The following is a 24,006-nucleotide window of genomic DNA, read 5'->3' as shown; positions in this document are numbered from 1 at the left end:
CTACATGCGCGTGCATGACCCCCAAGCATCTCGGCCAAGCCAGCGCGCTCCCTGCCTCCCCAGAAGAAGCCGTCCTCGATTACGTCCCCAACCCGCGCCCCGCGAGCACCTATCTGGTGCGCTTCGCGGTGCCCGAGTTTACCTCGCTCTGCCCGGTGACGGGGCAGCCCGACTTCGCGCATCTGGTGATCGATTATGCGCCGGGCAAGACGATCGTCGAGTCCAAGTCGTTGAAACTGTTTCTGGGTTCGTTCCGCAATCATGCCGCTTTCCATGAGGATTGCACGGTCGGCATCGGCGAGCGGCTCCACGCGGAGATGCAGCCGCTGTGGCTTCGGATCGGCGGCTATTGGTATCCGCGCGGGGGCATCCCGATCGACGTGTTCTGGCAGTCGGGTCCGCCGCCCCAGGACTTGTGGCTGCCCGATCAGGGCGTGCAACCCTATCGTGGACGCGGTTAGTCGCAGGATTAACACGGGTTGAATTGAATCTTTGCTGCACTGCACCCAAATACGCAACCTTCGGACAGACTTGGTGGTTTGTCTCTCGGGATGTGGCGCTGACGTGGTCGTGACGCCCTTTCGCACAATTGAGGGTAGCAGATGGTGCAGGCGAGCGGCAGAGACACGATCGAACGGCTTGTCCTGATCGGCAATTTCCTGCCGCGCAAATGCGGGCTCGCGACCTTCACCACCGACGTCTATCAGGCAATGCGCGCGCGCTTCCCGCAAGTCGCGGTGGACGTCTATGCAATGGACGACCATCCTGGTCGCTACGCCTATCCGCCGGCCGTAACCGCGGCGATTCCGCAGGACGATCTGTCGGCCTATGTCGATGCCGCGCGGGCGATCGAGGCGAGCGGCGCGCAGGCGATCTGGGTGCAGCACGAATATGGCATCTACGGCGGCACCGCGGGCGACAATCTGCTGGCGCTGCTCGATCGGACGACGTTGCCGGTTATCGTCACACTCCACACGATCCTAGAGAAGCCGAGCGTCGACGAGCGCCGGGTGATGGAGGGCTTGCTCGCCCGCGCGGCGCGGATCGTGGTGATGGCCGAGCGCGGGCGCGAGATCCTGCGCCGGGTCTACGGTGCCAACCCGCGCCAGATCGTCATGATCCCGCACGGCGTGCCCGATCGCGCGCTGGTCGATCCCGAGACGATGAAGGAGCGGTTCGGCTGGGCGGGGCGCGAAGTCGTGCTGACCTTCGGCCTGCTCGCGCCCAACAAGGGGATCGAGACGCTGATCGCCGCGCTGCCTGCGGTCAAGGAGCGGCATCCGAACCTGCTCTACGTGGTGCTCGGCGCGACCCATCCCAATCTGGTGGCGAGCAAGGGCGAGGCGTATCGCGATTCGCTCAAGGCACTCGCCGAGGAAAAGGGGGTCGCGGAGAACATCGAGTTCATCGACGAGTTCGTCGAATATGACGCGCTGATCGACTATCTCCAGGCCGCCGATATCTACGCGACGCCGTACACCAATCCGGCGCAGATCACGAGCGGCACGCTGTCCTATGCGGTCGGCGTGGGCAAGCCGGTGATCTCGACCCCGTACGTCCATGCGACCGAGATCCTGGCGGACGGGCACGGCGTATTGGTCGACTTCAAGGACGTCGACGCCTTTGCGCGCGAGATCGATACATTGTTGTCGAGCGATCGCGACCGCAAGCGGCTGAGCGAGCGTGCCTATGCCCGGGGGCGCACAATGATCTGGCCGCGTCTCGCCGAGGCTACGATGGTCGAGATCGAGGCGATCGTCGCGGCCCGGCCTGCGAGGCTGCCTGCCGTCGTGGCGGTGCCGCGCAACCTGCTGCCCGATATGGCCGCGGTCGAGCGGATGAGCGACGCGACGGGGATGCTGCAGCATTCGATCTTTTCGATCCCCGATCGCCGCCACGGTTATTGCATCGACGACAATGCTCGCGCGTTGATGCTGATGAGCGCAATGCCGGTGATGGATGCGGTTCAGCGCGACAAATGGACGACGATCTACGCGTCGTTCCTGCAATATGCGTGGAACCCCGAAGCGCGGCGGTTCCGCAACTTCATGGGCTTCGACCGGATCTGGTGCGAGGACGTGGGGTCGGAAGATTCGAACGGCCGGACGCTCTGGGCATTGGGCGTGACCGCGCGCGATGCACGCGACGCCAAGCACCGCGACTGGGCGCGGACGATGTTCGATTCGACCGCCAGCCTGGCGTTCGAGCTGGGATCGCTGCGCGCGCAATCGTTCGCGATGCTGGGTGCGGCGGCGATGCTCGATGCGCGGCCGGGGCACGAGCTCGCCAAGGAGATCCTGGCGCGCTTTCCCGACGTCTACATGGAAATGCTGGCGGAAACGCGGCGGCCCGAGTGGGAATGGTTCGAGATCGTCCTCGCCTATGACAACGCGCGGCTGCCGCAGGCGCTGATCCGCGCGGGCGTCGCGCTGGAGCGGCAGGACCTGATCGACGTCGGCCTGTCGACGCTGGAGTGGATCGTGTCCAAGCAGACCAGCCCACAAGGGCGATTCCGCGCGGTCGGGACCGAGAGTTTCGGCCGGCCGTATGGCGAGCCGCTGAAATTCGACCAGCAGCCGTTGGAAGCGCAGGCGACGGTCGATGCGTGCGTTGCGGCGCACGAGGCGACCGGCGACGCCAAGTGGCTCGACGAGGCGCGGCGTGCCTATGGCTGGTTCATGGGCGACAACGACCTCGACATGCCGCTGGCGACCAGCGCGGACGGTGGCTGTTTCGATGGGCTGATGCCCGCCGGATTGAACCGTAATCAGGGGGCCGAGTCGATTCTCGCGCTGCAATTGGCGAGTTGCGCGATTTGGGGGCTTTCAAAGGCGTCGTCGGGCGTGGCAGGGAAGACGAGCCAAGCCGCATAGCCTCGTCTCCGCGTCGAGGTAACGGGTACACCGGGGACTTCGACACCGCGCATGGATTTGTTCACTCACCCATTGCGGCTGCACGCCGATCCGTCGCGGGTCGTCGTTCGCCCGTTCCACATCGCGTGGGGCGGGCACGGCAACCCGCCGAGCCGCACCGAGCGGCTGATCGGCGAAGTGCTCCAGATGTCGGACGCTGATGCACGCGAGCAGCTCGAGGTGGTGCTCAAGGATTTCGAGGCACGGCACTGGCAGACCAGGCGGGTGTTCATGACTCGCTACGATCAGATCGAGGACATGCTCGAACTGAATGGCGCCGACATCGGCGACGAGCGCCGGCAGCTGGTCGGCGCATATTTCTGCCACGAATACAGCTATGCCGCCGCTGCGCTGATGAACCCCAGCGCGGTGCCGCATTTCGACCAGTCGGGGATGCCACCGGGGAGCATGCGCATCCTGATGTCGATGCGCGCGGTGGGCGAGGGGCACATCTCCTCCGTCGCTTTCCGGGAAGGGATCATCACCGATACACGCGAGATGAAGCTCGCTCCCGAGCCGCCCTTCGCGACCGCCACCGATGCGACCGGCGGGGTCGAGCACGAGATACCGGTCGGGCCAGTGACGGTGTATCGCCACCGCGATTCGACGCTGTCGGGTACCGTCATCTTCCCGATCACGCAGGCGCAGTCGAAGGGGTTGGAGGATCTGCGGATCGTCCGTTTCCAGCACGACGACGGCACGTTCGAATGGATCGGGACCTACACCGCCTACAACGGATCGGTGATCCAGTCCGAGCTGATGCGCACCCGCGATTTCCGCGCGTTCGACCTGGTGCCGATGACCGGCGGCGCGGCACGCAACAAGGGCATGGCGCTGTTCCCGCGCAAGATCGGCGGGCAGTATATGATGATCGGCCGATCGGACGGCGAGAATCTGTTTCTGCTGAAGTCGGACGAACTCGGGCATTGGGAGGATGGAGCGATGATCCTGCGGCCCACCTTCCCGTGGGAGCTCGTTCAGATCGGCAATTGCGGGCCGCCGATCGAGCTCGACGAGGGCTGGCTTCTGCTGACCCACGGGGTGGGGGCGATGCGGAAATACTCGATCGGCGCGGTGCTGCTCGACAAGCGCGATCCGGGCAAGGTGATCGGGCGGACCTCGCAGCCGATCCTGGCGGCGAAGGACCAGGACCGTGAGGGCTATGTGCCCAACGTCGTCTATTCGTGCGGCGCGATCCGGCACGGGGACAATCTGTTCCTGCCGTACGGCATCGCGGACAGCTCGATCGGCTTTGCGTTCGTGAGCGTTCAGGAGATGCTGGCGGCGATGTGAGGCGCAGGCGGGACGGGCGAACGCGAGCGCCTTGCACGGGATCGCCTCCTCTCTCGACTGGCGATCTGCACGAAACGTCGCTATGTTCGATGAGAGAAGGAGCAAGCGCATGTCCAAGCCGGGCCAACATGTTGTTCCGAACGGGCGCGGATGGAGCGTCAGGAAGGCGGGATCGCCGAAGGTGACCAGCACACATGCCACGCAGGACGACGCCGTGCGGGCAGCCACGCGGATTGCGCAGAACCAGCGGACCGAGCTGTACGTGCACGGCCGTGATGGACGTATTCGCGAGCGCAACTCCTACGGACATGACGCGCATCCGCCGAAGGGCTGACCTTGCCCCCCTTCGACCGGTCGCTCTTTATCAACTGTCCTTTTGACGACGATTTCGCTCCGATCCTGCAGGCGATCGCGTTTTGCGTGGTCTAGATGGGGTTTCATCCGCGACTTGCGCCGGAAAATGCCGACAATGCGGCTGCTCGTCTCGATCGAATTGTCGATTTGATCCGCGGTTCGAAATACGGCATCCACGATCTCACGCGTTGCAAGTCCGCGGCGGCGGACGAGTTCGCCCGGATGAACATGCCGTTCGAGCTGGGACTGGATCACGGGTGTCGTCGCTACGGCGATGGCGTACTCGCCGATAAACGGATCCTGATCCTCGAACGCACGAGCTACGATTATCAAAGGGCGTTATCCGATATAGCGGGATGGGACATCCACTCTCACGATGGAGACCATAAGAAGGCGATGCGCAGCGTCAGGAGCTGGCTGATCGCGCAGGCGAGCGCGCCTGCGATCGGCGCATCGATGATCCAAGGCAAGTATATCGCTTTCCAGGAATGGTACTACGAGCGCGAACTCGCAGCTGGATCGTCGGAGGACGATATACGCGAGTACCCAACCGCCGAGCTCGTTCGTGCCATGCATCAGTGGATGGAGGCAGGTCAGCCAGCCTAGATGGCCCTGTTCACCCGACACCCGCGAACCGCAGCAGGTCGATCATGCCGAAATCCTCGCCGGTCTTGGACGCGTCGACCGTCGGCAGGAAGGGTTCCCAGTCGGGGTCCTGCGACAGATAGGAAGAGCGGTCGCCCTGTAGCAAACCGAGAAACACCTCCGCGACGATGCGTGCACCGACCGGACCCAGGCGCTCGCCATTCTCGATCACCGCCGCTTCGCGCAGGATGTAGAACCAGAGCGGGGTGCGGTCGTCGAGGCCGTGGGGCTTGAGGTCGGCGAGGTCGCCCTTCGACAGCATGTCCATCTTCATCGCGCGTGCGACGCGCTGACCCGCTGGTAGCGAGAAGGTGAGGTGGCGCAGCAGGTTGCGCTGCGCGAGCGAGGCCGGATTGGTTTTCGGATCGGGGTTGGCGACGACCGAGCCGGGCAAGCGGAACAGTGCGGTCGATAGCGACGTGTCGATCTTCTTGTTGGGCTTCACGTTGCCGTCGCCGAAGTCGAAAAAGGTCGGCCAGTCGATGAATCGCCGCGGGGCGCGGCTGCCGCCCGACAGGTCGTCGGGGTCGGTTGGGCTCGACGGGGCGGGCGTGAAGATCATCGCGAAGAACGGCGTGCCGCCAGGACCGCTGGTGAAGTTGGCGCGGTAGGAAGGGCGCACTTGGCTGTGGCCGAAACGGTAGGCGGCGACCGAGAATTCGACCGGGATGAAAGGTTCGTTGTTCCATTTGTAGAACTTGCGCCCGTTCTCCAGCACGTCGTTGACGACCGCATCGCCGCACGTCTTGCGCAGGAACTCGTGGACGATCATCCATTGGTAATGCCAGCGGACGATGCGTTGCGCTTCGGCGAAGATTTCGCCCGCGGCCTTGAGCTTGATCTTCGTTTTGACGTGGTCGACGACGGCGTTGTGGAACTTGAGGAAGGCCAGCTGGAGCTGGCTGATGATCATGTTCTCGTCGTCGCGCGGGTCGGCGATCAGCGCGACGTTCTGGCTGTTGCGCGGAACGTCGAACTTGCCGGGCGTCCCCATCTGCTCGACCAGGAAGGTGTAGCCGGTCGCCTTGTCGTACAGGTGCGGGTGGACGCCCGGCCCTGCGCCGTAGACGTTGTCGAGGCCGAGGCTGGGGGTGCGGAAATTGGCGACATGCTCGGGATCGGCCTGACGCTCCAGGCTCGAGGTCGGATCGAGGGTCATGTCGTGATCGAGGAACTGGCCGAGGAAGGTGAAGCCTGCGGTCAGGTTCGGATTGTCGGAGTTCTTCTTGGAGAAGGCCGGGTTGACGATCAGGTCCTTGGGTGTCTGCTTCAGGTCGTCGTGCGCGTCCATGATGCCGCCGGGCTTGCCGATGTCGAGCAGCGCGGCGCGGACGTCGGGGGTATCGGCGGCGAACGGCGGGAGCTTGCCGAACAGGCGGCCGAAACGGCCCGAGTCGGCGTATTTGGAACGCGGGGGAACGATGTCGTGCGGATAGACGCCGTGATGGGCCATGACCTGCCTCTCCTTGCCGGAGGGACGTGGTGTTCGCCCTCCCGACGCGCTCGTTGAACGGCGCGTGCATGGGGGCGGCGGCCCTCTCGCTATGACCTTTACGCTACGGCAGGCTCGCGATTATTGGATGGTTGCGACATGTCAGACGCCCGCGCGCCGTGTGTAGCGGTACAAGCCCGCCACCAGTGCGGCAAAGACGAGGGTGCCGCCGCCCAGCGCATACGGTGCGAATTCCGCGCCGACGAGCGCCAGCGGCGCGTCGCTGTCGGTGGCGTAGACGAGGCCCGCAAAGGCGACGCCCCAGAGACTCTCACCGACGATCATGCCGGTGGCGGTGAGGACGCCGAAGCGGATCGCGCGCTCCGGGTCGGGCGCGCGCGGGGCCCAGCGGTCGTAGGTCCAGCCGACAGCCGCGCCGACGACGACGGGGAGGGTGACCGCCATCGGCAGATAGATGCCGAGGCCGACGCCCAAGGGGGGAAGGCGCATGACGTTGGCACGGCCGAGCAGCTCGTCGGCGGCGATCGCCGCAACGCCGATGCCCGCGCCGATGCCGATCATCGACCAGTTGAGATCGCCGCCCAGCACGCCCTTCGCCAGCGCCGAGATCAGCGCGGCTTGCGGCGCGGGGAGCGCGTTGGGGCCGGCGCCGGGGGCGCCCGCAAACCCCAAGGTGCCGTTGAGCAGGTCGAGGACGGGCGGAATCACCAGGCTGCCGAAGACGACGCCGATGACGAGGGCGACCTGCTGCTTCCACGGAGTCGCGCCGACGAGCTGGCCGGTTTTCAGGTCCTGGAGGTTGTCGTTGGAGATCGTCGCGACCCCGAAGACGATTCCGGTGACGATCAGCGCATAGGCGACCAGCGCCTGGGTGGTCGCGGCGGGCTGGTCGCGGCCGAACAGCGCGACGAGGAGCAGCGACGAGGCGAGGATCGCCAGGATGCCGATGCCCGAGACTGGCGAATTGGACGCGCCGATCAGCCCCGCCATGTAGCCGCAGACCGCGGCGATCACGAGGCCGGCGACAAGGATGAAGACGAGCGCGCCCGCGATCAGCGGCAGCGCCGAACTTGCCAGCACGCCGCCGGAGATCGCCGACCAGAGCAAGGCGGCGATGGGGACGAGCACCGCGAGGGCGCCTGCAACCACGATGCCGAACGGCAGGTCGCGCTCCTCCAGCGCCACGGCGGCGCCGCTGCGCGCCAGGCGCGAGGCGGCGATCGACGAGCGAATTCCTGCGGCGACGGGGCCGATGATCTTCAGGAGCGTCCAGATCGCGGCAATGCCGATGACGCCCGCGCCGAGGAAGCGGACGTCGTTGCGGAACACGCCATTGGCCCAGGCTTCGACGGTGCCCCCGGAAATCAAAGCTGCAGGGGCCATCGCGGTCAGGATTGGCAGCGCGATCCACCAGCCGATGACGACGCCCGCGAACATCGCCAGCCCGACCGAGATGCCGACTAGGTGCCCCGCACCGATCAGCGCGAACGACAGCCCGCCCGAGATGCCGGTCGCACCTGCGCCGGTGCGGAACCAGAGCGCGGCCTCGCCGACGACGAGCCTGGTCTGCGCGAGGACCGCGAAGCCAGCCGAGACGAGCGCGTTGACGACGATGACGCGCAGGCCCCTGGCGCTCTCCTCCTCGCCCTCGCGCGACCCTGCGCCGATCTTGAGCACCTCGGCGGCGGCGCGGCCTTCGGGGTAGGGAAGGGGCGAGTCGACGACGAGCGCGCGGCGCAGGGGGACCGAGAACATCACGCCCAGAATGCCGCCGGTTGCGGTGACGCCGGCGGTCAGCAGATAGGGAAAGCCCTGCCACCAGCCGATCATCACCAGGCCGGGGAGCACGAAGATGATCGCCGCCAGCGTGCCAGCGGCCGATGCGACGGTCTGGACGATGTTGTTCTCCAGGATCGTCGCGCCGGGCAGATAGCGCAGGATCGCCATCGAAATCACCGCGGCGGGGATCGAGGTCGCGAAGGTCAGTCCGACCTTGAGGCCGAGATAGACGTTGGCGGCGGTGAACAGCAGGGTGATGACGCCGCCGAGCGCGATGCCGCGCAGGGTGAGTTCGCGCCTGGGCGAGGACGTGACGGTGGCACGGGTATCGGTCATGCCGCCCAGCTTAGCCGAGCGGCAAGCGGCCCTCAATCGCCGCGCTTGCGTCTGCGGACGGGTGTGAGCCAGTCGGCCAGCACGATGCCGGTCTGCTCGATCGCGTGCAGGATGACGTGCCCGGCGGCGCGCGCGTCGCTGAGCGCGTCGTGGTGGCGGTGGGTGGTCAGCCCCAGATGACGGGCAAGGGTGCCGAGCTTGTGGTTGGGCAGGTCCGGCCACGCGCGCCGCGCCACGGTGACGCTGTCGAGCCAGCGGGTCGTGATGGTGTCGCGGTCGTGGACGTCGCATGCGTGAGCAAGGGCGTGACGGTCGAAAGGGGAGTGCGAGACGGTCAGGCGGCCGGCGAGGTGCGCGTCGACGATGTGGTGGACCTCGCCATAAGCTGGCGCTCCATTGACGTGATGCGCCGCGATGCCGTGGATGCGGGTGTTGAATGGGCTGAAGTCGTCTCGGGGATCGACGAGCGTTTCCCAGGCGAAGGTCTCGCGGCCGCCGGTAAAGCCGACGATGCTGATCTGGCAGATGCTGCTGTAACGCGCGCAGGCGGTCTCGACGTCGATGACGACGAAATCGGGGGTGGGGGTCGGCATTGGAAAACGCCATAGCTGCAAAGCATGGCGCCGGTCACCCTCACCCTTCCCTCGCTCCGGGTGAAAGGCAGACGCTCGACATGCGCGCATCCCCTCCGCTAGGCGGGCGCCGAAGCGGAGGACACGGCATGACACGACCGTTGCGGGTGGCATTGGCGGGGCTGGGGACGGTCGGGGCGGGTGTCGTCGCGCTGCTCGACACGCACCGCGAGCTGATCGCGCGGCGTGCGGGGCGCGCCATCGAAGTGATCGCGGTGTCGGCGCGGGACCGGGCGAAGGACCGCGGAGTCGATCTGTCGCGTTTCGGCTGGGTCGACGACACCACGACGCTGGCCGCTCACGACAAAGTCGACGTCGTCGTCGAGCTGGTCGGCGGGTCGGACGGGCCTGCACTGGCGCTGGCGCGAGCGACCTTAGCGAAGGGCCGTGGGCTGGTCACCGCGAACAAGGCGATGCTCGCGCATCACGGGATGGAGCTGGCGCGCGCCGCCGAGGGCGCAGGCGTGGCGCTGAAGTTCGAGGCGGCGGTCGCCGGTGGGGTGCCGGTCGTCAAGGGGCTGCGCGAGGGGGCCGCCGCCAATGCGATCTCGCGGGTGTACGGCATCCTCAACGGCACGTGCAATTTCATCCTGAGCAAGATGGAAGCCGAGGGGCGCGACTTCGGCGAGGTGCTCGGCGAGGCGCAGGCGCTGGGCTATGCCGAGGCCGATCCGAGTTTCGACATCGACGGGGTCGACGCGGCGCACAAGCTCGCGATCCTGGCAGCGATCGCATTCGGGACTCGGCCCGCGTTCGGCGATGTGGCGACGCATGGAATACGGCCGGTGTTGGCGGCGGACATCGCAGAGGCTGCGACGCTCGGCTATCGCATCCGGCTGGTCGGGGTGGCGGAGCACGGCGCGGCGGGATTGTTCCAGCGGGTGCATCCGTGCCTGGTGCCGGTCGACCATCCGCTGGCGCATGTCACGGGATCGACCAACGCGGTCGTCGCGGATGCGGATTTTGCGGGACGGCTGCTGTTCCAGGGCGCGGGCGCGGGCGCCGGGCCGACCGCGAGCGCGGTGGTCGCGGATTTGATCGACATCGCCCGCGGGGATCGCGCGCCCGCCTTCGCGATGCCCGCCGATGCCTTGACCGAGGCGAAGGCGGCGGACGCGGGCGAGCGGCGCGGGCGCGCCTACCTGCGCTTCGCGGTCGAGGACCGGGTCGGAGTGCTGGCGGAGATCGCAGCGGCAATGCGCGATGCGGGAGTGTCGATCGAGAGCCTGATCCAGCGCGGCGCGGCCGAAGACGGGCGCGCGCTGGTCGCGATCGTGACGCACGAGGGGCCAGAGCGGTGTGTGGCGCAGGCGCTGGAGCGGCTGCGCGGGTCGCAGAGTTTGGCGGGGGCGCCGCTGCTGATGCATATTCTCGGGTAAATCTCCTCCTCGCTATCGCGGGGAAGGAGAAAGCTATTCGCCGTCCGGGTCGGCGATCTTCTTGCCCAGTTTGTAGAGAAACTTCGCGCCGCCGATCAGGTCGACGCCGGTGGTGCAGCCCTTCTGCTGTGCCCCGCAAGGCGCGGCCTGCGGCCCTTGCGCGCCGTCGAGATACGCAACCGACTTGCGCGGACCGTCGGGCGGGCCGCGTTCGGCGGGGAGGGGGAGGCGCAGTTCGGCGTTGGGGCGGGCGCAGACGACGACGTCGCTGCTGTTTTCCGGGCATCGTTCGGTCGCGTAGGGCGCTTGGGCATAAGGGTCGGTTTTGATCGACCAGCTACGCTCCGGAGCGGCCTGCGTCGGCGGGTCGATGGGCATGCGCGCCGGGACCGCCTGGATCAGGAGAAGCGCGGCGATCACTGAGCGGGCTTGCGCGCGGTAACCGATCCGTCGGAGCCGATGCCGACCGAAACGCCTGCCATGCCACCGCCCACCAGAAACGGGCTGAGCTCGCGCACCGGATTGGTCGGCGCCTGCAGCCGGGCGCGCTCGGCGGCGACGGTCTCGTAGCGCGGGTCGCCCGGGTCGTGCACGACGAAGGGCACGCGAAACCGATCGGCCTGGCGCAGGCCGCAGACGGTGATGTCGGTCGAATCGGCGTCGACCGTGCAGCGTCGCTCCGCCGCCAGCCTTTCGCGGGCGATCGCGAGAAGCGCGTCGTCCGGCGCAGCGATCAGCATCAGCAACGGGAGCATGGCGCGTCCTCTTGTCGGCGGGTCGACCGAAGCGTGCGGGACGATTGTGGCCGAACTGCGAAGCTACCGGCGAGAGGTGAGTATCGTCGCGCCGCTGCTGGTGCAGCGCCGCGCGCCGACGACGTTGCAGCGGGTGCCGTCATCGCGGATCGCACGGTCCTTGGACGTGGTCGCGGCGGCATCGTCGGATGCGACGCGATAGCGATCGGCGGCGGGCGGCGCAGCGCAATCGGCGGAGTCGCAGGTCGCCGCCAGCCGGTGCGCGGCGGTCGTCATCATCGCGCCGGCATTCCTCGGCAAAGCCTGTGGTGCGGCGATGACGGAAAGCAGGATGGGCAGGATCATCGCAGGCGAACTCCTGGTCTGGTAACGAGGTTAAACCTTCGAACGGCGCGACAAGTTGCCTAGTCTACCGAGATTCAGGCGACGATCCGCTCGATGCCCAGTCGCGGGATGTCGATCGCGGGGCAGCGGTCCATGACGACCTTCAAGCCGGCCGCTTCGGCACGCGCAGCGGCGGCTTCGTCGACGACGCCCAATTGCATCCACACCGCCTTGGCGCCGATCGCGATGGCCTCGTCCACCGCTTCGCCCGCGGCTTCGGAACGGCGGAAGATGTCCACGATGTCGATTCGGTCGCCGAGCTGCGCCAGCTCGCGGAAGACGAACTCGCCGTGGATGTGTTCGCCGGTGATCTGCGGATTGACCGGGATCACGCGGTAGCCGTGACGCTGGAGCATCGCCATGACGCCGTAGGAAGGTCGGTTGGGGCGGTCCGACGCGCCGATCATCGCGATGGTGCGGGCGGATTCCAAGAGGGCCTTGATGTCGGCGTCGGATGTCAGCGGCATGGTCGGTATCCTCCTCATCCGTCACCCCAGCGAAGGCTGGGGTGACGGTTTACGAGAGAACGCGCTGCAACCGTGCCGGTTCAGTGCGTCTCCAGCCATTCCGCCAACTGCGCGGCAATGGGAGCGAACACCGTGTCCCCGTCCTCCGCCGCGGGCGGCGTGCCCGCGTCGGAGGCGGTGCGGATCGCGATGGTCAGCGGCACGCGGCCGAGAAACGGGATGCCGAGCCGCGCCGCCTCGGCTTCCGCGCCGCCACGGCCGAAGGGATCGGAGATTTCGCCGCAATGCGGGCAGGCATAGCCCGCCATGTTCTCGACCAAGCCGATGACGGGGATGCCCGCCTTGTCGAACAGGTCGTAGGCGCGCGCGGCGTCGATCAGCGCGAGATCCTGCGGCGTGGAGACGATCACCGCGCCAGTGGGGCGGTGCTTCTGGACCATCGTCAGTTGGACGTCGCCGGTGCCCGGCGGCAGATCGAGGATCAGCGTGTCGGCGGCGCCCCACGCGCCCTCGACCAGCTGGGTGAGCGCGCCCGCCGCCATCGGCCCGCGCCATGCCAGCGCGCGACCGGGCTCGACGAGCTGGCCCATCGACAGCAGCGGCACGCCATACGGCGTCGGGACCGGATCGAGTACCTTGCCGTGCGCGGTGGGGCGCGTGCCGTCGACCTGCATCAGCCGCGGTTGCGACGGGCCGTAGATGTCGGCATCGACCAGCCCCACCCGCTTGCCGGCGCGCGCCAGGGCGATCGCCAGGTTGGCGGCGAGCGTCGACTTGCCGACCCCGCCCTTGCCGCTGGCGATCGCAACGATGCGGCGGTTGGTGCGCTCGGCGGTGGCGACGATGCGGACTTCCCCGACCCCCGGTAGCGTGGCGGCGGCGCGGATCGCGGCTTCGGTAGCGTCGCGTTCGTCCGGCGTCATGCCGGTCGCGTCGAGGACCACGCCGACACGCGCGCCTTCGATGCGGACGGTGGCGCGCGGGCCGGCGACGGCGGCGACGGCGCGGGCGAGGAGGTCGCGATCGATCATTGCCGCGGCAGATAGGACCGATCCGCGCGCGTGCCACTGTTTTTCCGCCGCGCCGCCCTTATAACGGAGTCTATGAAGATCGTTCCGGGCTGGTTCGCGCGTCCCTCCATTCTCTCGGCCGATGCGCCCAAGGGGCCGTGGAGCAACGGTAATGAGGGCGGCGGTGGCCCGCGCAACCCGTGGGCGCAGCCGCCGGGTGGGCGCAAGCTGCCGGGCAAATCGTCGGCACTCGACGAGTTCCTCAAGCGCACCCGCGGCGGCGACGGTGGGCCGGGCGGCGGTTTGGGTGGCTTGCCGACCCCGATCAATCCGCGTGCGTTGTGGGGGATCGGCACCGCGGTTCTTGTCGCGATATGGCTGGTGGCGACCTCGTTCCACCAGATCGGCCCGCGCGAGCGCGGCGTCGTCACCTATTTCGGGCGCTATGCGGGGACGCTGGCGCCGGGCATCCAGCTGACCCCGCCCGCGCCGATCGCAAGCGTGCGGAAATACGACGTGAGCGGTGCGAGGACAGAGAACTTCCCGCGCGGCGACGGCGTCAACCTGACGCTGACCGGCGACCAGAACATCGTCGACCTGACCTATTCGGTGCAGTGGAACATCGCCGATCCCAAGGATTACGCGTTCCAGCTCGCGAGGCCCGAGGAAACCGTGCGCGCCGCGGCCGAAAGCGCGATGCGCGCGGTGATCGCGACGACCACGCTCAATCAGGCGCTGGGTTCGGGGCGCACGACGATCGAGAGCCGGGTCGCCGAACAGACCCAGGCGCTGCTCAACAGTTACCGCGCGGGCGTGCGCATCCAGGGCGTGTCGATCAATCGCGCCGCCGCGCCGCAGCAGATCGTCGAGGATTTCAACAAGGTGACCGTGGCGCAGCAGGAAGCCGTCGGCGAAGTGAACCGCGCGCGCTCCTATGCGCAGCAGGTGGTCGCCAAGGCGCAGGGCGAAGCGGGCGCGTTCGACCGGGTCTATGCCCAGTACAAGCTGGCGCCCGAGGTGACGCGCCGCCGCATGTATTACGAGACGATGGAAAAGGTGCTGGCACGCAGCGACAAGACCGTGGTCGAGCAGGGCGGGGTGGTACCCTATCTGCCGCTGACCCAGTCGAAGCGCTTGCCCGATGCGGTACCCGCCGTGACTGCCGCGCCCGCAGCGGGGGGCGCACAGTGAACCTGTCCTGGCGCAACCCGATCGTCGGCGCCGTCGCGGCGCTGATCCTGGTGATCCTGGCCGCGGCGACCTTCGCCATCGTGCCCGAGACGCAGCAGGCGGTGGTCTACCGGCTCGAGCAGCCCTACCGCGACGTCAACCGTTACCAACCGGGCGAGCGGCTGGGCGCGACCGGCGCCGGGCTGATCGCGCGCATCCCGTTCTTCGACCGCATCGTCTATGTCGACAAGCGGGTGCTCGACCTCGACCTGGAGAACACCCCGGTCCTGTCGACCGACCAGCAGCGGCTCAACGTCGATGCGTTTGCGCGTTTCCGGGTGGTCGATCCGCGACTGATGCTGGCGACCGCGGGCAGCGAGGACGGCGTCGCCAACCAGTTGCGGCCGCTGTTCGGATCGACGCTCAGGAACGAGCTGGGCAAGGTGCGGCTGACCGAATTGCTGTCGGCGGAGCGCGGGCTGGTGATGAATGCGATCCAGCGTGGGCTGGACCTGCGCGCGCGGCGCTATGGTGTCGAGATCGTCGACGTGCGGATCAAGCAGGCCGAGCTGCCGACCGGCACGCCGCTCGCCAGCACGCTCGCGCGCATGCAGACCGCGCGGCAGCAGGAAGCGATCACGATCTCGTCCGAAGGCCAGCGGCGCGGCGCGATCATTCGCGCCGACGCGGATGCGCAAGCGGCGAACATCTATGCGCAGAGCTTCAACAAGGACGCCGACTTCTACGATTTCTATCGCGCGATGCAGTCGTACAATTACACCTTCGGCCGTGGCAACGCCGAAGGCGCGGGATCGACCAGCTTCGTGCTGTCGCCGAACAACTCGTATCTCAGGGAATTCGAGGGGCGGGGGCGGTAGAGCCTCCGACTCCGTTCGCCCTGAGCGTAGTCGAAGGGCATGCCAAGCACCGGTGCTTCGACTTCGCTCAGCACGATCGGGGGAGGGGGAATAGCGTAACCGAAAAGGCGATCGACCCCTTGGGAACCGCGAAGCGCTCTCCCATATCCGGCGCAACCGTTATTCAAATGGCGTTCAGGCTGGCTCCGCGATGAACGGTGCGAACCGGGATGTCCGAACGAGAGGAATATCAAGAGTGCGTTACGCCTACGCCATCACGGGTGCGCTGCTGCTCGGCGGCGCGACCGCCAGCCTCGCCCTCCAGCCCAACGGGCTCGCGGGCCAGACCGCGCAGAACGATCCCGTCCAGATGCAGACGGTGGTGCCGCGCGCAGGGGCACCCGGATCGTTCGCCGACCTGGTCGCCAAGCTCCAGCCTGCCGTCGTCAACATCTCGACGAAGCAGACGATCGTCCAGCAGGCGCAGGCCAATCCGTTCGCCGGGTCGCCGCTCGGCGAACTGTTCGGCCAGTTCGGCGGGCAGCAGGGCGGTCCGCCGATCAAGCGGCAGGGCCAGTCGCTGGGGTCGGGCTTCATCATCTCGGCCGACGGCTATGTCGTCACCAACAACCACGTGATCGCGCCGGGCGCGCGCGGCGCGAGCGTCGATTCGATCACGGTGATCCTCCCCGACCGCAAGGAATATGTCGCCAAGGTCATCGGCCGCGACGCGACGTCCGACCTGGCGCTGCTCAAGATCAACGCGACCGGCCTGCCGTTCGTGCGCTTCGGCGATTCGACGCGCGCGCGCGTCGGCGACTGGGTGGTCGCGATCGGCAATCCGTTCGGGCTGGGCGGCACCGTGACAGCGGGCATCGTCTCGGCGCTCCACCGCGTCACCGGCGGCGGTGCGGCGGACCGGTTCATCCAGACCGATGCGTCGATCAACCAGGGCAATTCGGGCGGCCCGATGTTCAACCTGCAAGGCGACGTGATCGGCATCAACAGCCAGATCTTCTCGCAGTCGGGCGGCAACATCGGGATCGGCTTCGCCATTCCCGCCGAGGACGCCAAGCCGGTCATCGATACGCTGATGAAGGGCGGCGCGATCAAGCGCGGCTATCTGGGGGTCGGCATCCAGCCGGTCGACGACGATATCGCGGCGGCATTGGGGCTGCCCAAGGATCGCGGCGAGCTGATCAGCCGCGTCGAGCCGGGCGAGGCCGCGGCCAAGGCGGGGCTGAAGGCCGGCGACGTCGTCGTGCGGGTCAACGGCACCGAGGTGAACCCCGATACCACGCTCAGCCGCCTGGTCGCCAATGTGGCGCCCGGCGGGCAGGCGCGGCTGGACGTGATCCGCGACGGCAAGCCGCAGACGATCACCGCAGTGGTCGGCACCCGTCCCAGCGAGGACCAGATGGCGGCGCTGACCGGCGGCGACGACAGCACCGACGGCCTGCCCGACGACGACGGTACCGCGACGCCGACCCAGCCTGCGGCAAACCCGCTCGGGCTCCAGGTCGTCCCGCTGACTCCGCAGATCGCGCGGTCGATCGGGGTCGATTCGACGGTGACGGGGGTCGTCGTGGCGACCGTCGACGCGGCGACGGATGCCGGGCAGAAGCTCAAGCGCGGCGATGTCATCACCGCGGTGAACTTTGCGCCGGTGCGCACCGCCGCGGGCCTGAACGCCGCAGTCGGCGCGGCGCGGACGCAGGGTCGCGATCAGGTGGTGCTGTCGATCCAGCGTGCGCGTGTGAATGCGGCGGTGGCCGTCAAGATCCGCAAGTAAGACAACCGATCTCCCCTCCTGAACCGGGAGGGGAGATTGCGTGTCCGGCCGCCCCGCGGCATGCTCCGGCCGAACGGGCGAGGGCGGCACATGGCGGACGGCATTATCATCGGGAGCGGTCCGGGGGGTGCGAACCCGCAGGCACTGACGCTCAAACGGGCCAATCGCCACGGCCTGATTGCGGGCGCGACCGGGACCGGCAAGACGGTGACGCTGCAGACGATCGTCGAGGGGTTCAGCGCGGCGGGGGTGCCGTGCTTCGTCGCCGACGTGAAGGGGGATCTGTCGGGGCTGGCGATGGCGGGATCGCCGACCGCGAAAACCCACGACGCGTTCGCCGGGCGCGCCGCCGAGATCGGCGATATGGCGTGGACCTACCGCGATACGCCCGTGCAATTCTGGGACCTGTTCGGCCAGAGCGGGCATCCGATTCGCACCACGGTGAGCGAGATGGGGCCGCTGCTGCTGGCTCGGCTGATGGACCTGAACGCGGTTCAGGAGGGCGTGCTGACCATCGCCTTCCACGTCGCCGACGCAGAAGGGCTGCTGCTGCTCGACCTCGACGATCTGCAGGCGATGCTGAGCCATTGCGCGGGGCGAGCGGCGGAGCTGACGACGACCTACGGCAACGTGTCGAAGCAATCGATCGGCGCGATCCAGCGCGGGTTGCTGCAGCTGCGTTCGCAGGGTGCGGAGCATATCTTCGGCGAGCCCGCGCTCGATCTCGACGATTTCCTGGTGCGCGACGACAAGGGGCGCGGCATCGTCAACATCCTCGCCGCCGACAAGCTCATGCAGAGCCCCAAGCTGTATTCGACGTTCCTGCTGTGGCTGCTGAGCGAGCTGTTCGAGCACCTTCCCGAGATCGGCGATCCCGACCAGCCGACCCTGTGCTTCTTTTTCGACGAGGCGCACCTGCTGTTCGGTGACGCCCCGCCCGCGTTGCTCGAGAAGATCCAACAGGTGGTGCGGCTGATCCGATCCAAGGGCGTGGGCGTGTATTTCATCACCCAGAACCCGGTCGACATTCCCGACACGGTGGCGGGGCAGCTCGGCAACCGCGTCCAGCACGCGCTGCGCGCCTTCACCCCGTGCGATCAGGCGGCGGTGCGTGCTGCGGCGCAAACGTTCCGCGCCAATCCCGGCCTCGATGTCGCGACCGCGATCACCGAGCTGAAGGTCGGCGAGGCGCTGGTGTCGCTGCTCCAGCCAGACGGCTCGCCCTCCCCGGTCGAACGCACCCTGATCGCGCCGCCCGCGAGCCGCGTCGGACCGGTGAGCGCGGAGGAACGCCGCACGCTGATCGAGACCGATGCGATCGGGGACAAATACGACGTGGCGGTGGACCGTGAATCGGCGGAGGAGATGCTCGCGGCCAGGACCGCCGAGGCGAGCGCGGCTGCTGCCGAGGCAAAGGCGGCGACCGACGCCGAGAAGGTCGAAGCGGCGCGGGCCAAGGCGGACGCGAAGGCCGCGCGCGATGCCGAGCGGCAGCGGGCGGCGGATCGGCGCGAGGCGGACCGTGTCGCGAAGGCTTCGCCCTGGACGCAGATGGCGACCTCGGCCACACGCGCCGCGTCGTCGTCGATCGGGCGGCAGGTGGCGAACGAAATCGGCAAGCAGGTGTTCGGCGGCACGCGAAGGGGTCGGTCGTCGTCGGCGGGCGGCCTGGTGAGTACGATCGCGCGCAGCGTCCTGGGCACCCTGTTCCGGGGGCGGTAGATCGCTGCCAGAACGGATGTTTTCGCGCGGGCGCAAACAGCGCGCGTCGTCTAGCTGCCTGTCTTCGCCATCGGTGAGGCAAAGGGTCCTGAATGACAGCGCAATCCATCATCTCGCAGGACCTCAGCCTGGCCGAAGTGTTTCAAGCCTTTTACCGGGTGCCCGACTACCAGCGCGAATATGTTTGGGGCGAACCCGATGCCAAGGGCGAGCGCGGCGACGAAGTTGAGCAGTTCCTGCGCGACATCCATTCGGAGTTCGAGCTTGCAACCGGGCAGGACGCGCCCGAATATTTCATCGGCACCATCGTCGTCTGTCCCGGTGGAGATGGCGTGTTCGATCTCATCGACGGGCAACAGCGTACCACGACCGCATTCCTGGTGCTGTGCGCCATACGGGACGTGCTCACCGCTGCTGGAGCCTCGGTTCCCGACACGCTGAAGGCGCAGATATTCAGCAGCAGCGTCGATTGGCAGGGCGAGAGTACCGATCGCCTGCGCCTGGACCTGCAGTATGACGATGCCAAGGACGCGCTCGAAATCTATGGGCATGGTACCGCAGCGCCGGGCAGCGTCGGCACTCGGTCGATCCGCAATCTCGCGAACGCCTATGACGCGGTAAGCGAGTTCCTGACCACGACCTTCCCCGACGATGCGAACGGCGTGCAGCGCTTCTATGGCTATTTCATCAACAAGGTAAAACTGATCCGCATCCAGACGCCAAGCGTCAGCCGTGCGCTGAAGATCTTCGAGACGATCAACGATCGCGGCGTCGGTCTGGACGCGATGGACCTGTTGAAGAACTTGTTGTTCATGAGTGCCAAGCCTGCCGATTTCGTCAAGCTGAAGGACATCTGGAAACAGGTGACGCAATCGATCTATGCGGCGCGCGAAAAGCCTTTGCGGTTCCTGCGCTACTTTCTGATGGCGAGTTACGACGTCGATGCCAAGTTGCGCGAGGAAGAAATCTATAATTGGCTTGGCCAGAATGTCCATCAGACCGGCCACACCGGCGACCCGATCGGCTTCGTCAAGCATCTGAACGAAGCGGCTGCGGCCTATCGCAACTTCGTGGAGGGCAAGGCACCGGCCGGACGGATCGAACACGGCATCGTCAACACCCGTTCGCTGGGCGGCGGCGCGATCAAGCAGCACTTCGTCCTGCTGCTCGCCGGACGCCATCTCCCTCCCGTATTGTTCAGCCGGCTGGCCTGCGGGCTCGAGGAGATGATGTTCGTCTGGCTGATCGCCGGCGTGCCCGCCAAGGAATATGAGCGGTCGATCGCGCTGGCGGCACGAACGCTGCGCGGCGTCACCGATATTCGCGCCTTCGACCCGTTCGAGCAGTCGGTGTTCGTTGCCGAGAAGAGGAAGCGCAAGACCGCTTTCCACGACAAGTTGAGCGAGATGTATAGTTGGGATTTGCGCAAGTTCCGATTGAAATACCTGTTCGCCAAGATCACGCAGCACGTCGATGTCGACGCCTATGGCCCCGAAGGCCGCGCCGGACCGGGACCGTATCTGGATACCGCGAACGACATCGAGCACATCCTGTCGCGCAATGCGAACAGCGACGCGCAGGCCGAATTCGGCGATGACGCCGGCGACGAGGAGTGGATCGAGAGCTTGGGTAATCTGTTGTGGCTGGAGCGTTCGATCAACCGCGCGATCGGCAATGCGGCCTATTCCGAGAAGACCGAGGCGTATCCGACTTCGCAGTTCCTGTTTGCGCGCTGCCAAGCGGTGCTGCTGAAGGTCGGGGTCAACGACCAGATCACGCGCGCGATGAAGCGGCTCGATCCGGCAGCGCAGTGGACGACCGATGCCATCGAGCAGCGTCAGACATGGCTGGCGGACCGCGCGCTGGAGGTCTGGGGAGTGCCGGCCTGAGCTACGGCTTTCATCGGGCGGTTGCAGCGCCTAAGCTGCGGGCTTGTCCGCACAATGAGAGCCCCGTCATGCTGCTGAGCGACACGATCACAGACTGGACCTCCATCGGCGAGGCCCAGCTGTCCGACACCATCACCTTGCGCCGCGCAATCCACGCCGATCCAGAGATCGGGCTGCATTGCCCGCGCACGACGCAGAAGGCAAAGGCCGCGCTTGCCGGGTTGCCGCTCGAGATTCACGACAGCACGTCGACCACGGGCTTCGTCGCCATCCTGCGTGGCGGGCGCAACGGGATGGGCGACAACGGCCGTACCGTGCTGCTGCGCGGCGACATGGATGCGCTGCCGATGACCGAGGAGACGGGACTTCCCTTCGCCTCGCGCACGGCGGGGGCGATGCATGCATGCGGGCACGATTCGCATACTGCGATGCTCGTCGGCGCGGCCAAGGCGCTGTGTGCGCGCCGGGACAGCTTGCCCGGCACGGTCGTCTTCATGTTCCAGCCGGGGGAAGAGGGGCATCACGGCGCGCGCTTCATGATGGAGGACGGGCTGCTCGACGTGGCGCGGCCCGAGGCGGCGTTCGCGCTGCACATCTCGCCCAACATGCCCGGCGGCACCGTGGTGAGCCGTGCCGGGCCGCTGCTCGCCTCGGCCAACACCGTCCACGCGCGGGTCGTGGGGCGCGGCGGCCATGCCGCGATGCCGCACGAGAATATCGATCCGATCCCGATCGCGTGCGAGATCGTCACCGCGCTCCAGACCTTCATCGCGCGGCGGGTGCCGGTGCAGGACCCCGCAGTGCTGTCGATCACCGCGATCCGTGCCGACGGCGGCGCGCACAACATCGTTCCCGACACCGCCGAACTGCTCGGTACGCTCAGGACCCTGTCCGAACCGACGCGCGCGTTGATGTTCGCCGCCTTCGAGCGGATCGTGACGAACATCGCCGCGGCGCACGGTGCGACCGCCAAGGCGTGGATCGACGACGGTTATCCGGTGACGATGAACGACCCGCGCGCGATCGGTCTGATCGAGGCGTGCACCGAACGGCTCGCGGGCGAGGGTGCGTACCGGACCATGCGCGCGCCAATGATGGGCGGCGAGGACTTCAGCTACGTGCTGCGCGACGTGCCGGGTGCGATGGCCTTCCTGGGCGTCGCGCCCGAAGGCACGGATCCGGCCACCAACCCGCCGCTCCACAACACCGGGATGACGATCGATGAAGCGGTGATGGCGCGCGGCATCGCGCTGCACTGTGCTATGGCCGAACACTTCCTGGAGCGCGAGTTCGACTAGCGAACCGGTGGCACCCCTTGTCCCCGCGTCTCAGTCTGCCGCAACGACGGGAGGAGACGACGTCGTCGTCTCGCCCAGATCGAAGATGCCATCGAAAGGCACGCCGGCATCGCGTTGCATGCGGATGCCGCGGGTCTGGGTCCTTGCCGAACCGATCGGCTGCGCACCGCAGGTGTCGTAGCAGACCCATGCCGTGCCGGCGTCCCCGATCATCATCAAGCTGACCGTCCGGTCGCCGGGCAACAGCGATGCCGCCGCGGGGTAGGTCTGCCCGCCGAAGGTCAGCATGCTCTTTTGCGCATGGAGCCCGCCGACGAGGGTCAGCACGATCCCGCGCACGCCCGGATCGACACGTACGAGATTGGCTGCCATCCGCGCGTTGCGATCCGCCGAGCCGCTCGACACGACGGGATCGAACGCGACGACGCGCGCGATCTGCCCAGCCTGGCGCATCGCCCGCAGACGCTCGAACATGGCGAGCATTGCCGTGCTGGAGCGCCCGTCCTTGAACTTGGTATGCCACATCGGCGCACGCAGGAACGCCGCGCGCGCGGCGGGCTTGCCGTTGGACGCCAGGAAGGCGTCGAGCAGCGGCTGGTTGTCGACGGTCTGCTCCACCGCGACGACGACCGGCCTGCGTTGCGCCGCCGCCGCGCAGGCGAGATCGGTCAACGCACGGGGCATTTCGGCGGTACCGTGCATCTCGCCGAGGATCAGCCACCGAGTTTGTGCCCGCGCAAGGACGGCGTCGGCTCCGGGCACTGGCGAACAGGCTGCGGTCGCGGCGGCCAGCATCTGCGATACGGCAAGGATCATCTACGCCACGGCTTTTACCCGGAACCGTTCCAGCGCCTCCCGGAACTCCGCGGGCAGGCTGCTCGCGTCCTGCTTGCGTTCCATCACCAGCACGACGTCGCAGGTCGCGACCGGCTCGCCGTCGTGGAAGGCGGCGGCGAGGATGCACCAGCTGCGCGTGCCGATGTCGCCGATGCCCGAGCGGATGACGAGGTCGCTCGGGTGATGCCCTTCCGACAGATAATCGATCTTCACCTGCGCGACGAGCCAGCGGTGGCCGCGAAAGCGCATCAGGCCCAGCGCGTGATTGAAGCGCACCCGCGCGGTCTCGAACAGCGCGCCCATCGCGACGTTGTTGATGTGCCCGAGCGGATCGAGGTCCTGGAATCGCGTCGGGACCACCGCGTCGTGGACATAGGTGGCGGGATCAAGCCGCCAGGCTTCGGGCCGCGGCATCAGCGCGGTCCCATGCGGATGGCGCCGTCGAGGCGCACGACCGTGCCGTTGAGCATCTGGTTCTCGATCATCTGCTGGGCGAGCTGGGCGTACTCCGCAGGCCGGCCGAGCCGCGGCGGGAACGGCACGGACTTGCCGAGCGACTCGCGCGCCTCCTCGGGCAGGGCCGCGAGCAGCGGGGTGTCGAACAGGCCGGGGGCGATCGTGTTCACGCGGATGCCGTACTGCGCGAGGTCGCGGGCGACGGGCAGGGTCATGCCGACCACCGCGCCCTTCGACGCCGAGTAGGCGACCTGGCCGATCTGGCCGTCGTAGGCGGCGACGGACGCCGTGCCGACGAGGACGCCGCGCTCGTCCTGCGCGTCCGGCGCGTTCGCGATCATCGTCGCGGCCGCCAGGCGCCAGGCGTTGAAGGTGCCGATGAGGTTGATCTGGACGATCGTCTCGAACGGCATGAGCGGGTGGGGACCCTTCGCGTTCGCGATCTTCTGGGCCCAGCCCGTGCCGGCGCAGACCACGCAGATCCGCAGCCCGCCCTCCGCGTCGGCCGCCAGGTCCACGGCGGCCTGCACCTGCTCCTCCTCGCGGACGTCCGCCTGCACCCAGCGCGCGCCGAGCTCGGCCGCGA

The 24,006-nt window shown here is 67.5% G+C and carries 23 protein-coding genes; 12 read left to right on the top strand and 11 right to left on the bottom strand.

Annotation, left to right across the window (positions count from 1 at the left end; genetic code table 11):
- Positions 1–14 precede the first annotated feature (14 nt).
- From queF to ACE5C1_RS12810, 5 genes are all read left to right on the top strand, one after another.
- Positions 15–461, top strand: a complete 447-nt coding sequence (gene queF, locus ACE5C1_RS12830; protein WP_374944467.1) for a preQ(1) synthase — start codon at positions 15–17, stop codon at positions 459–461.
- 141 nt (positions 462–602) lie between these two features.
- A complete protein-coding gene (locus ACE5C1_RS12825) occupies positions 603–2,873 on the top strand; it encodes a glycosyltransferase (protein ID WP_374944466.1) in 2,271 nt (756 codons plus the stop codon).
- Positions 2,874–2,924: 51 nt separating this feature from the next.
- On the top strand, positions 2,925–4,205 hold the full coding sequence (locus ACE5C1_RS12820; RefSeq protein WP_374944465.1) for a glycoside hydrolase family 130 protein: 1,281 nt from the start codon (positions 2,925–2,927) through the stop codon (positions 4,203–4,205).
- Positions 4,206–4,314: 109 nt separating this feature from the next.
- Positions 4,315–4,539, top strand: a complete 225-nt coding sequence (locus ACE5C1_RS12815; protein WP_374944464.1) for a DUF2188 domain-containing protein — start codon at positions 4,315–4,317, stop codon at positions 4,537–4,539.
- A 95-nt stretch (positions 4,540–4,634) separates the two neighbouring features.
- A complete protein-coding gene (locus ACE5C1_RS12810; RefSeq protein WP_374944463.1) occupies positions 4,635–5,165 on the top strand; it encodes a hypothetical protein in 531 nt (176 codons plus the stop codon).
- A 10-nt stretch (positions 5,166–5,175) separates the two neighbouring features.
- On the opposite strand, the gene ACE5C1_RS12805 is transcribed toward ACE5C1_RS12810, so the two are convergent.
- The 3 genes from ACE5C1_RS12805 to ACE5C1_RS12795 form a co-directional block, all read right to left on the bottom strand.
- The gene (locus tag ACE5C1_RS12805; protein WP_374944462.1) at positions 5,176–6,657 is read right to left on the bottom strand and encodes a heme peroxidase family protein; all 1,482 of its coding nucleotides are present in this window, start codon (positions 6,655–6,657) and stop codon (positions 5,176–5,178) included.
- A 141-nt stretch (positions 6,658–6,798) separates the two neighbouring features.
- Positions 6,799–8,772 (bottom strand): OPT family oligopeptide transporter, encoded by a 1,974-nt coding sequence (locus ACE5C1_RS12800; protein WP_374944461.1) that lies wholly within the window; start codon positions 8,770–8,772, stop codon positions 6,799–6,801.
- Between the two features lie 32 nt (positions 8,773–8,804).
- A complete protein-coding gene (locus ACE5C1_RS12795; RefSeq protein ID WP_374944460.1) occupies positions 8,805–9,365 on the bottom strand; it encodes an exonuclease domain-containing protein in 561 nt (186 codons plus the stop codon).
- Positions 9,366–9,493: 128 nt separating this feature from the next.
- Between ACE5C1_RS12795 and ACE5C1_RS12790 the strand changes: the two genes are divergently transcribed.
- Entirely contained in the window at positions 9,494–10,783 is a 1,290-nt protein-coding gene (locus ACE5C1_RS12790; RefSeq protein WP_374944459.1) for a homoserine dehydrogenase, read from the top strand.
- A gap of 33 nt (positions 10,784–10,816) precedes the next feature.
- Here ACE5C1_RS12790 and ACE5C1_RS12785 read toward each other — a convergent pair whose 3' ends face one another.
- From ACE5C1_RS12785 to ACE5C1_RS12765, 5 genes are all read right to left on the bottom strand, one after another.
- The gene (locus tag ACE5C1_RS12785) at positions 10,817–11,203 is read right to left on the bottom strand and encodes a hypothetical protein (protein ID WP_374944458.1); all 387 of its coding nucleotides are present in this window, start codon (positions 11,201–11,203) and stop codon (positions 10,817–10,819) included.
- Positions 11,200–11,538, bottom strand: coding sequence for a hypothetical protein (locus tag ACE5C1_RS12780; protein ID WP_374944457.1), 339 nt, complete (start codon positions 11,536–11,538; stop codon positions 11,200–11,202). Before ACE5C1_RS12780 ends, ACE5C1_RS12785 begins: the two co-directional genes overlap by 4 nt.
- A gap of 63 nt (positions 11,539–11,601) precedes the next feature.
- On the bottom strand, positions 11,602–11,883 hold the full coding sequence (locus tag ACE5C1_RS12775; RefSeq protein ID WP_374944456.1) for a hypothetical protein: 282 nt from the start codon (positions 11,881–11,883) through the stop codon (positions 11,602–11,604).
- 74 nt (positions 11,884–11,957) lie between these two features.
- Positions 11,958–12,389, bottom strand: a complete 432-nt coding sequence (locus tag ACE5C1_RS12770) for a CoA-binding protein (protein ID WP_374944455.1) — start codon at positions 12,387–12,389, stop codon at positions 11,958–11,960.
- A gap of 80 nt (positions 12,390–12,469) precedes the next feature.
- Positions 12,470–13,420: an Mrp/NBP35 family ATP-binding protein gene (locus ACE5C1_RS12765; protein ID WP_374944454.1), complete on the bottom strand. Its 951-nt coding sequence runs from the start codon at positions 13,418–13,420 to the stop codon at positions 12,470–12,472.
- 72 nt (positions 13,421–13,492) lie between these two features.
- Between ACE5C1_RS12765 and hflK the strand changes: the two genes are divergently transcribed.
- The 6 genes from hflK (at position 13,493) to ACE5C1_RS12735 (ending at position 22,127) form a co-directional block, all read left to right on the top strand.
- Positions 13,493–14,590 (top strand): protease modulator HflK, encoded by a 1,098-nt coding sequence (hflK, locus tag ACE5C1_RS12760; RefSeq protein ID WP_374944453.1) that lies wholly within the window; start codon positions 13,493–13,495, stop codon positions 14,588–14,590.
- A gap of 2 nt (positions 14,591–14,592) precedes the next feature.
- On the top strand, positions 14,593–15,447 hold the full coding sequence (gene hflC / locus ACE5C1_RS12755; RefSeq protein WP_374944473.1) for a protease modulator HflC: 855 nt from the start codon (positions 14,593–14,595) through the stop codon (positions 15,445–15,447).
- Positions 15,448–15,682: 235 nt separating this feature from the next.
- Entirely contained in the window at positions 15,683–17,218 is a 1,536-nt protein-coding gene (locus ACE5C1_RS12750; protein WP_374944452.1) for a Do family serine endopeptidase, read from the top strand.
- 90 nt (positions 17,219–17,308) lie between these two features.
- Complete coding sequence (locus tag ACE5C1_RS12745; protein ID WP_374944451.1) at positions 17,309–18,940, top strand: helicase HerA-like domain-containing protein; 1,632 nt, start codon at positions 17,309–17,311, stop codon at positions 18,938–18,940.
- A 92-nt stretch (positions 18,941–19,032) separates the two neighbouring features.
- Positions 19,033–20,829, top strand: coding sequence for a DUF262 domain-containing protein (locus tag ACE5C1_RS12740; protein ID WP_374944450.1), 1,797 nt, complete (start codon positions 19,033–19,035; stop codon positions 20,827–20,829).
- 68 nt (positions 20,830–20,897) lie between these two features.
- A complete protein-coding gene (locus ACE5C1_RS12735) occupies positions 20,898–22,127 on the top strand; it encodes a M20 family metallopeptidase (protein ID WP_374944449.1) in 1,230 nt (409 codons plus the stop codon).
- Positions 22,128–22,157: 30 nt separating this feature from the next.
- Here ACE5C1_RS12735 and ACE5C1_RS12730 read toward each other — a convergent pair whose 3' ends face one another.
- The 3 genes from ACE5C1_RS12730 to ACE5C1_RS12720 form a co-directional block, all read right to left on the bottom strand.
- Positions 22,158–22,943 carry a hypothetical protein gene (locus ACE5C1_RS12730; RefSeq protein WP_374944448.1) on the bottom strand — a complete coding sequence of 262 codons (786 nt, stop codon included), beginning with the start codon at positions 22,941–22,943 and terminating at the stop codon, positions 22,158–22,160.
- Positions 22,944–23,378, bottom strand: coding sequence for an acyl-CoA thioesterase (locus ACE5C1_RS12725; RefSeq protein WP_374944447.1), 435 nt, complete (start codon positions 23,376–23,378; stop codon positions 22,944–22,946).
- Positions 23,378–24,006, bottom strand: a 629-nt coding sequence (locus ACE5C1_RS12720; protein WP_374944446.1) for an SDR family NAD(P)-dependent oxidoreductase, incomplete at its 5' end; no start/stop codon positions are given. The genes ACE5C1_RS12720 and ACE5C1_RS12725, both read right to left, overlap by 1 nt.

It is taken from the genome of Sphingomonas sp. (genome assembly GCF_964263785.1).
Lineage (GTDB): Bacteria > Pseudomonadota > Alphaproteobacteria > Sphingomonadales > Sphingomonadaceae > Sphingomonas.
Note: the sequence above shows the minus strand (reverse complement) of the source record. Positions and strands in the feature narration are given on the sequence as shown.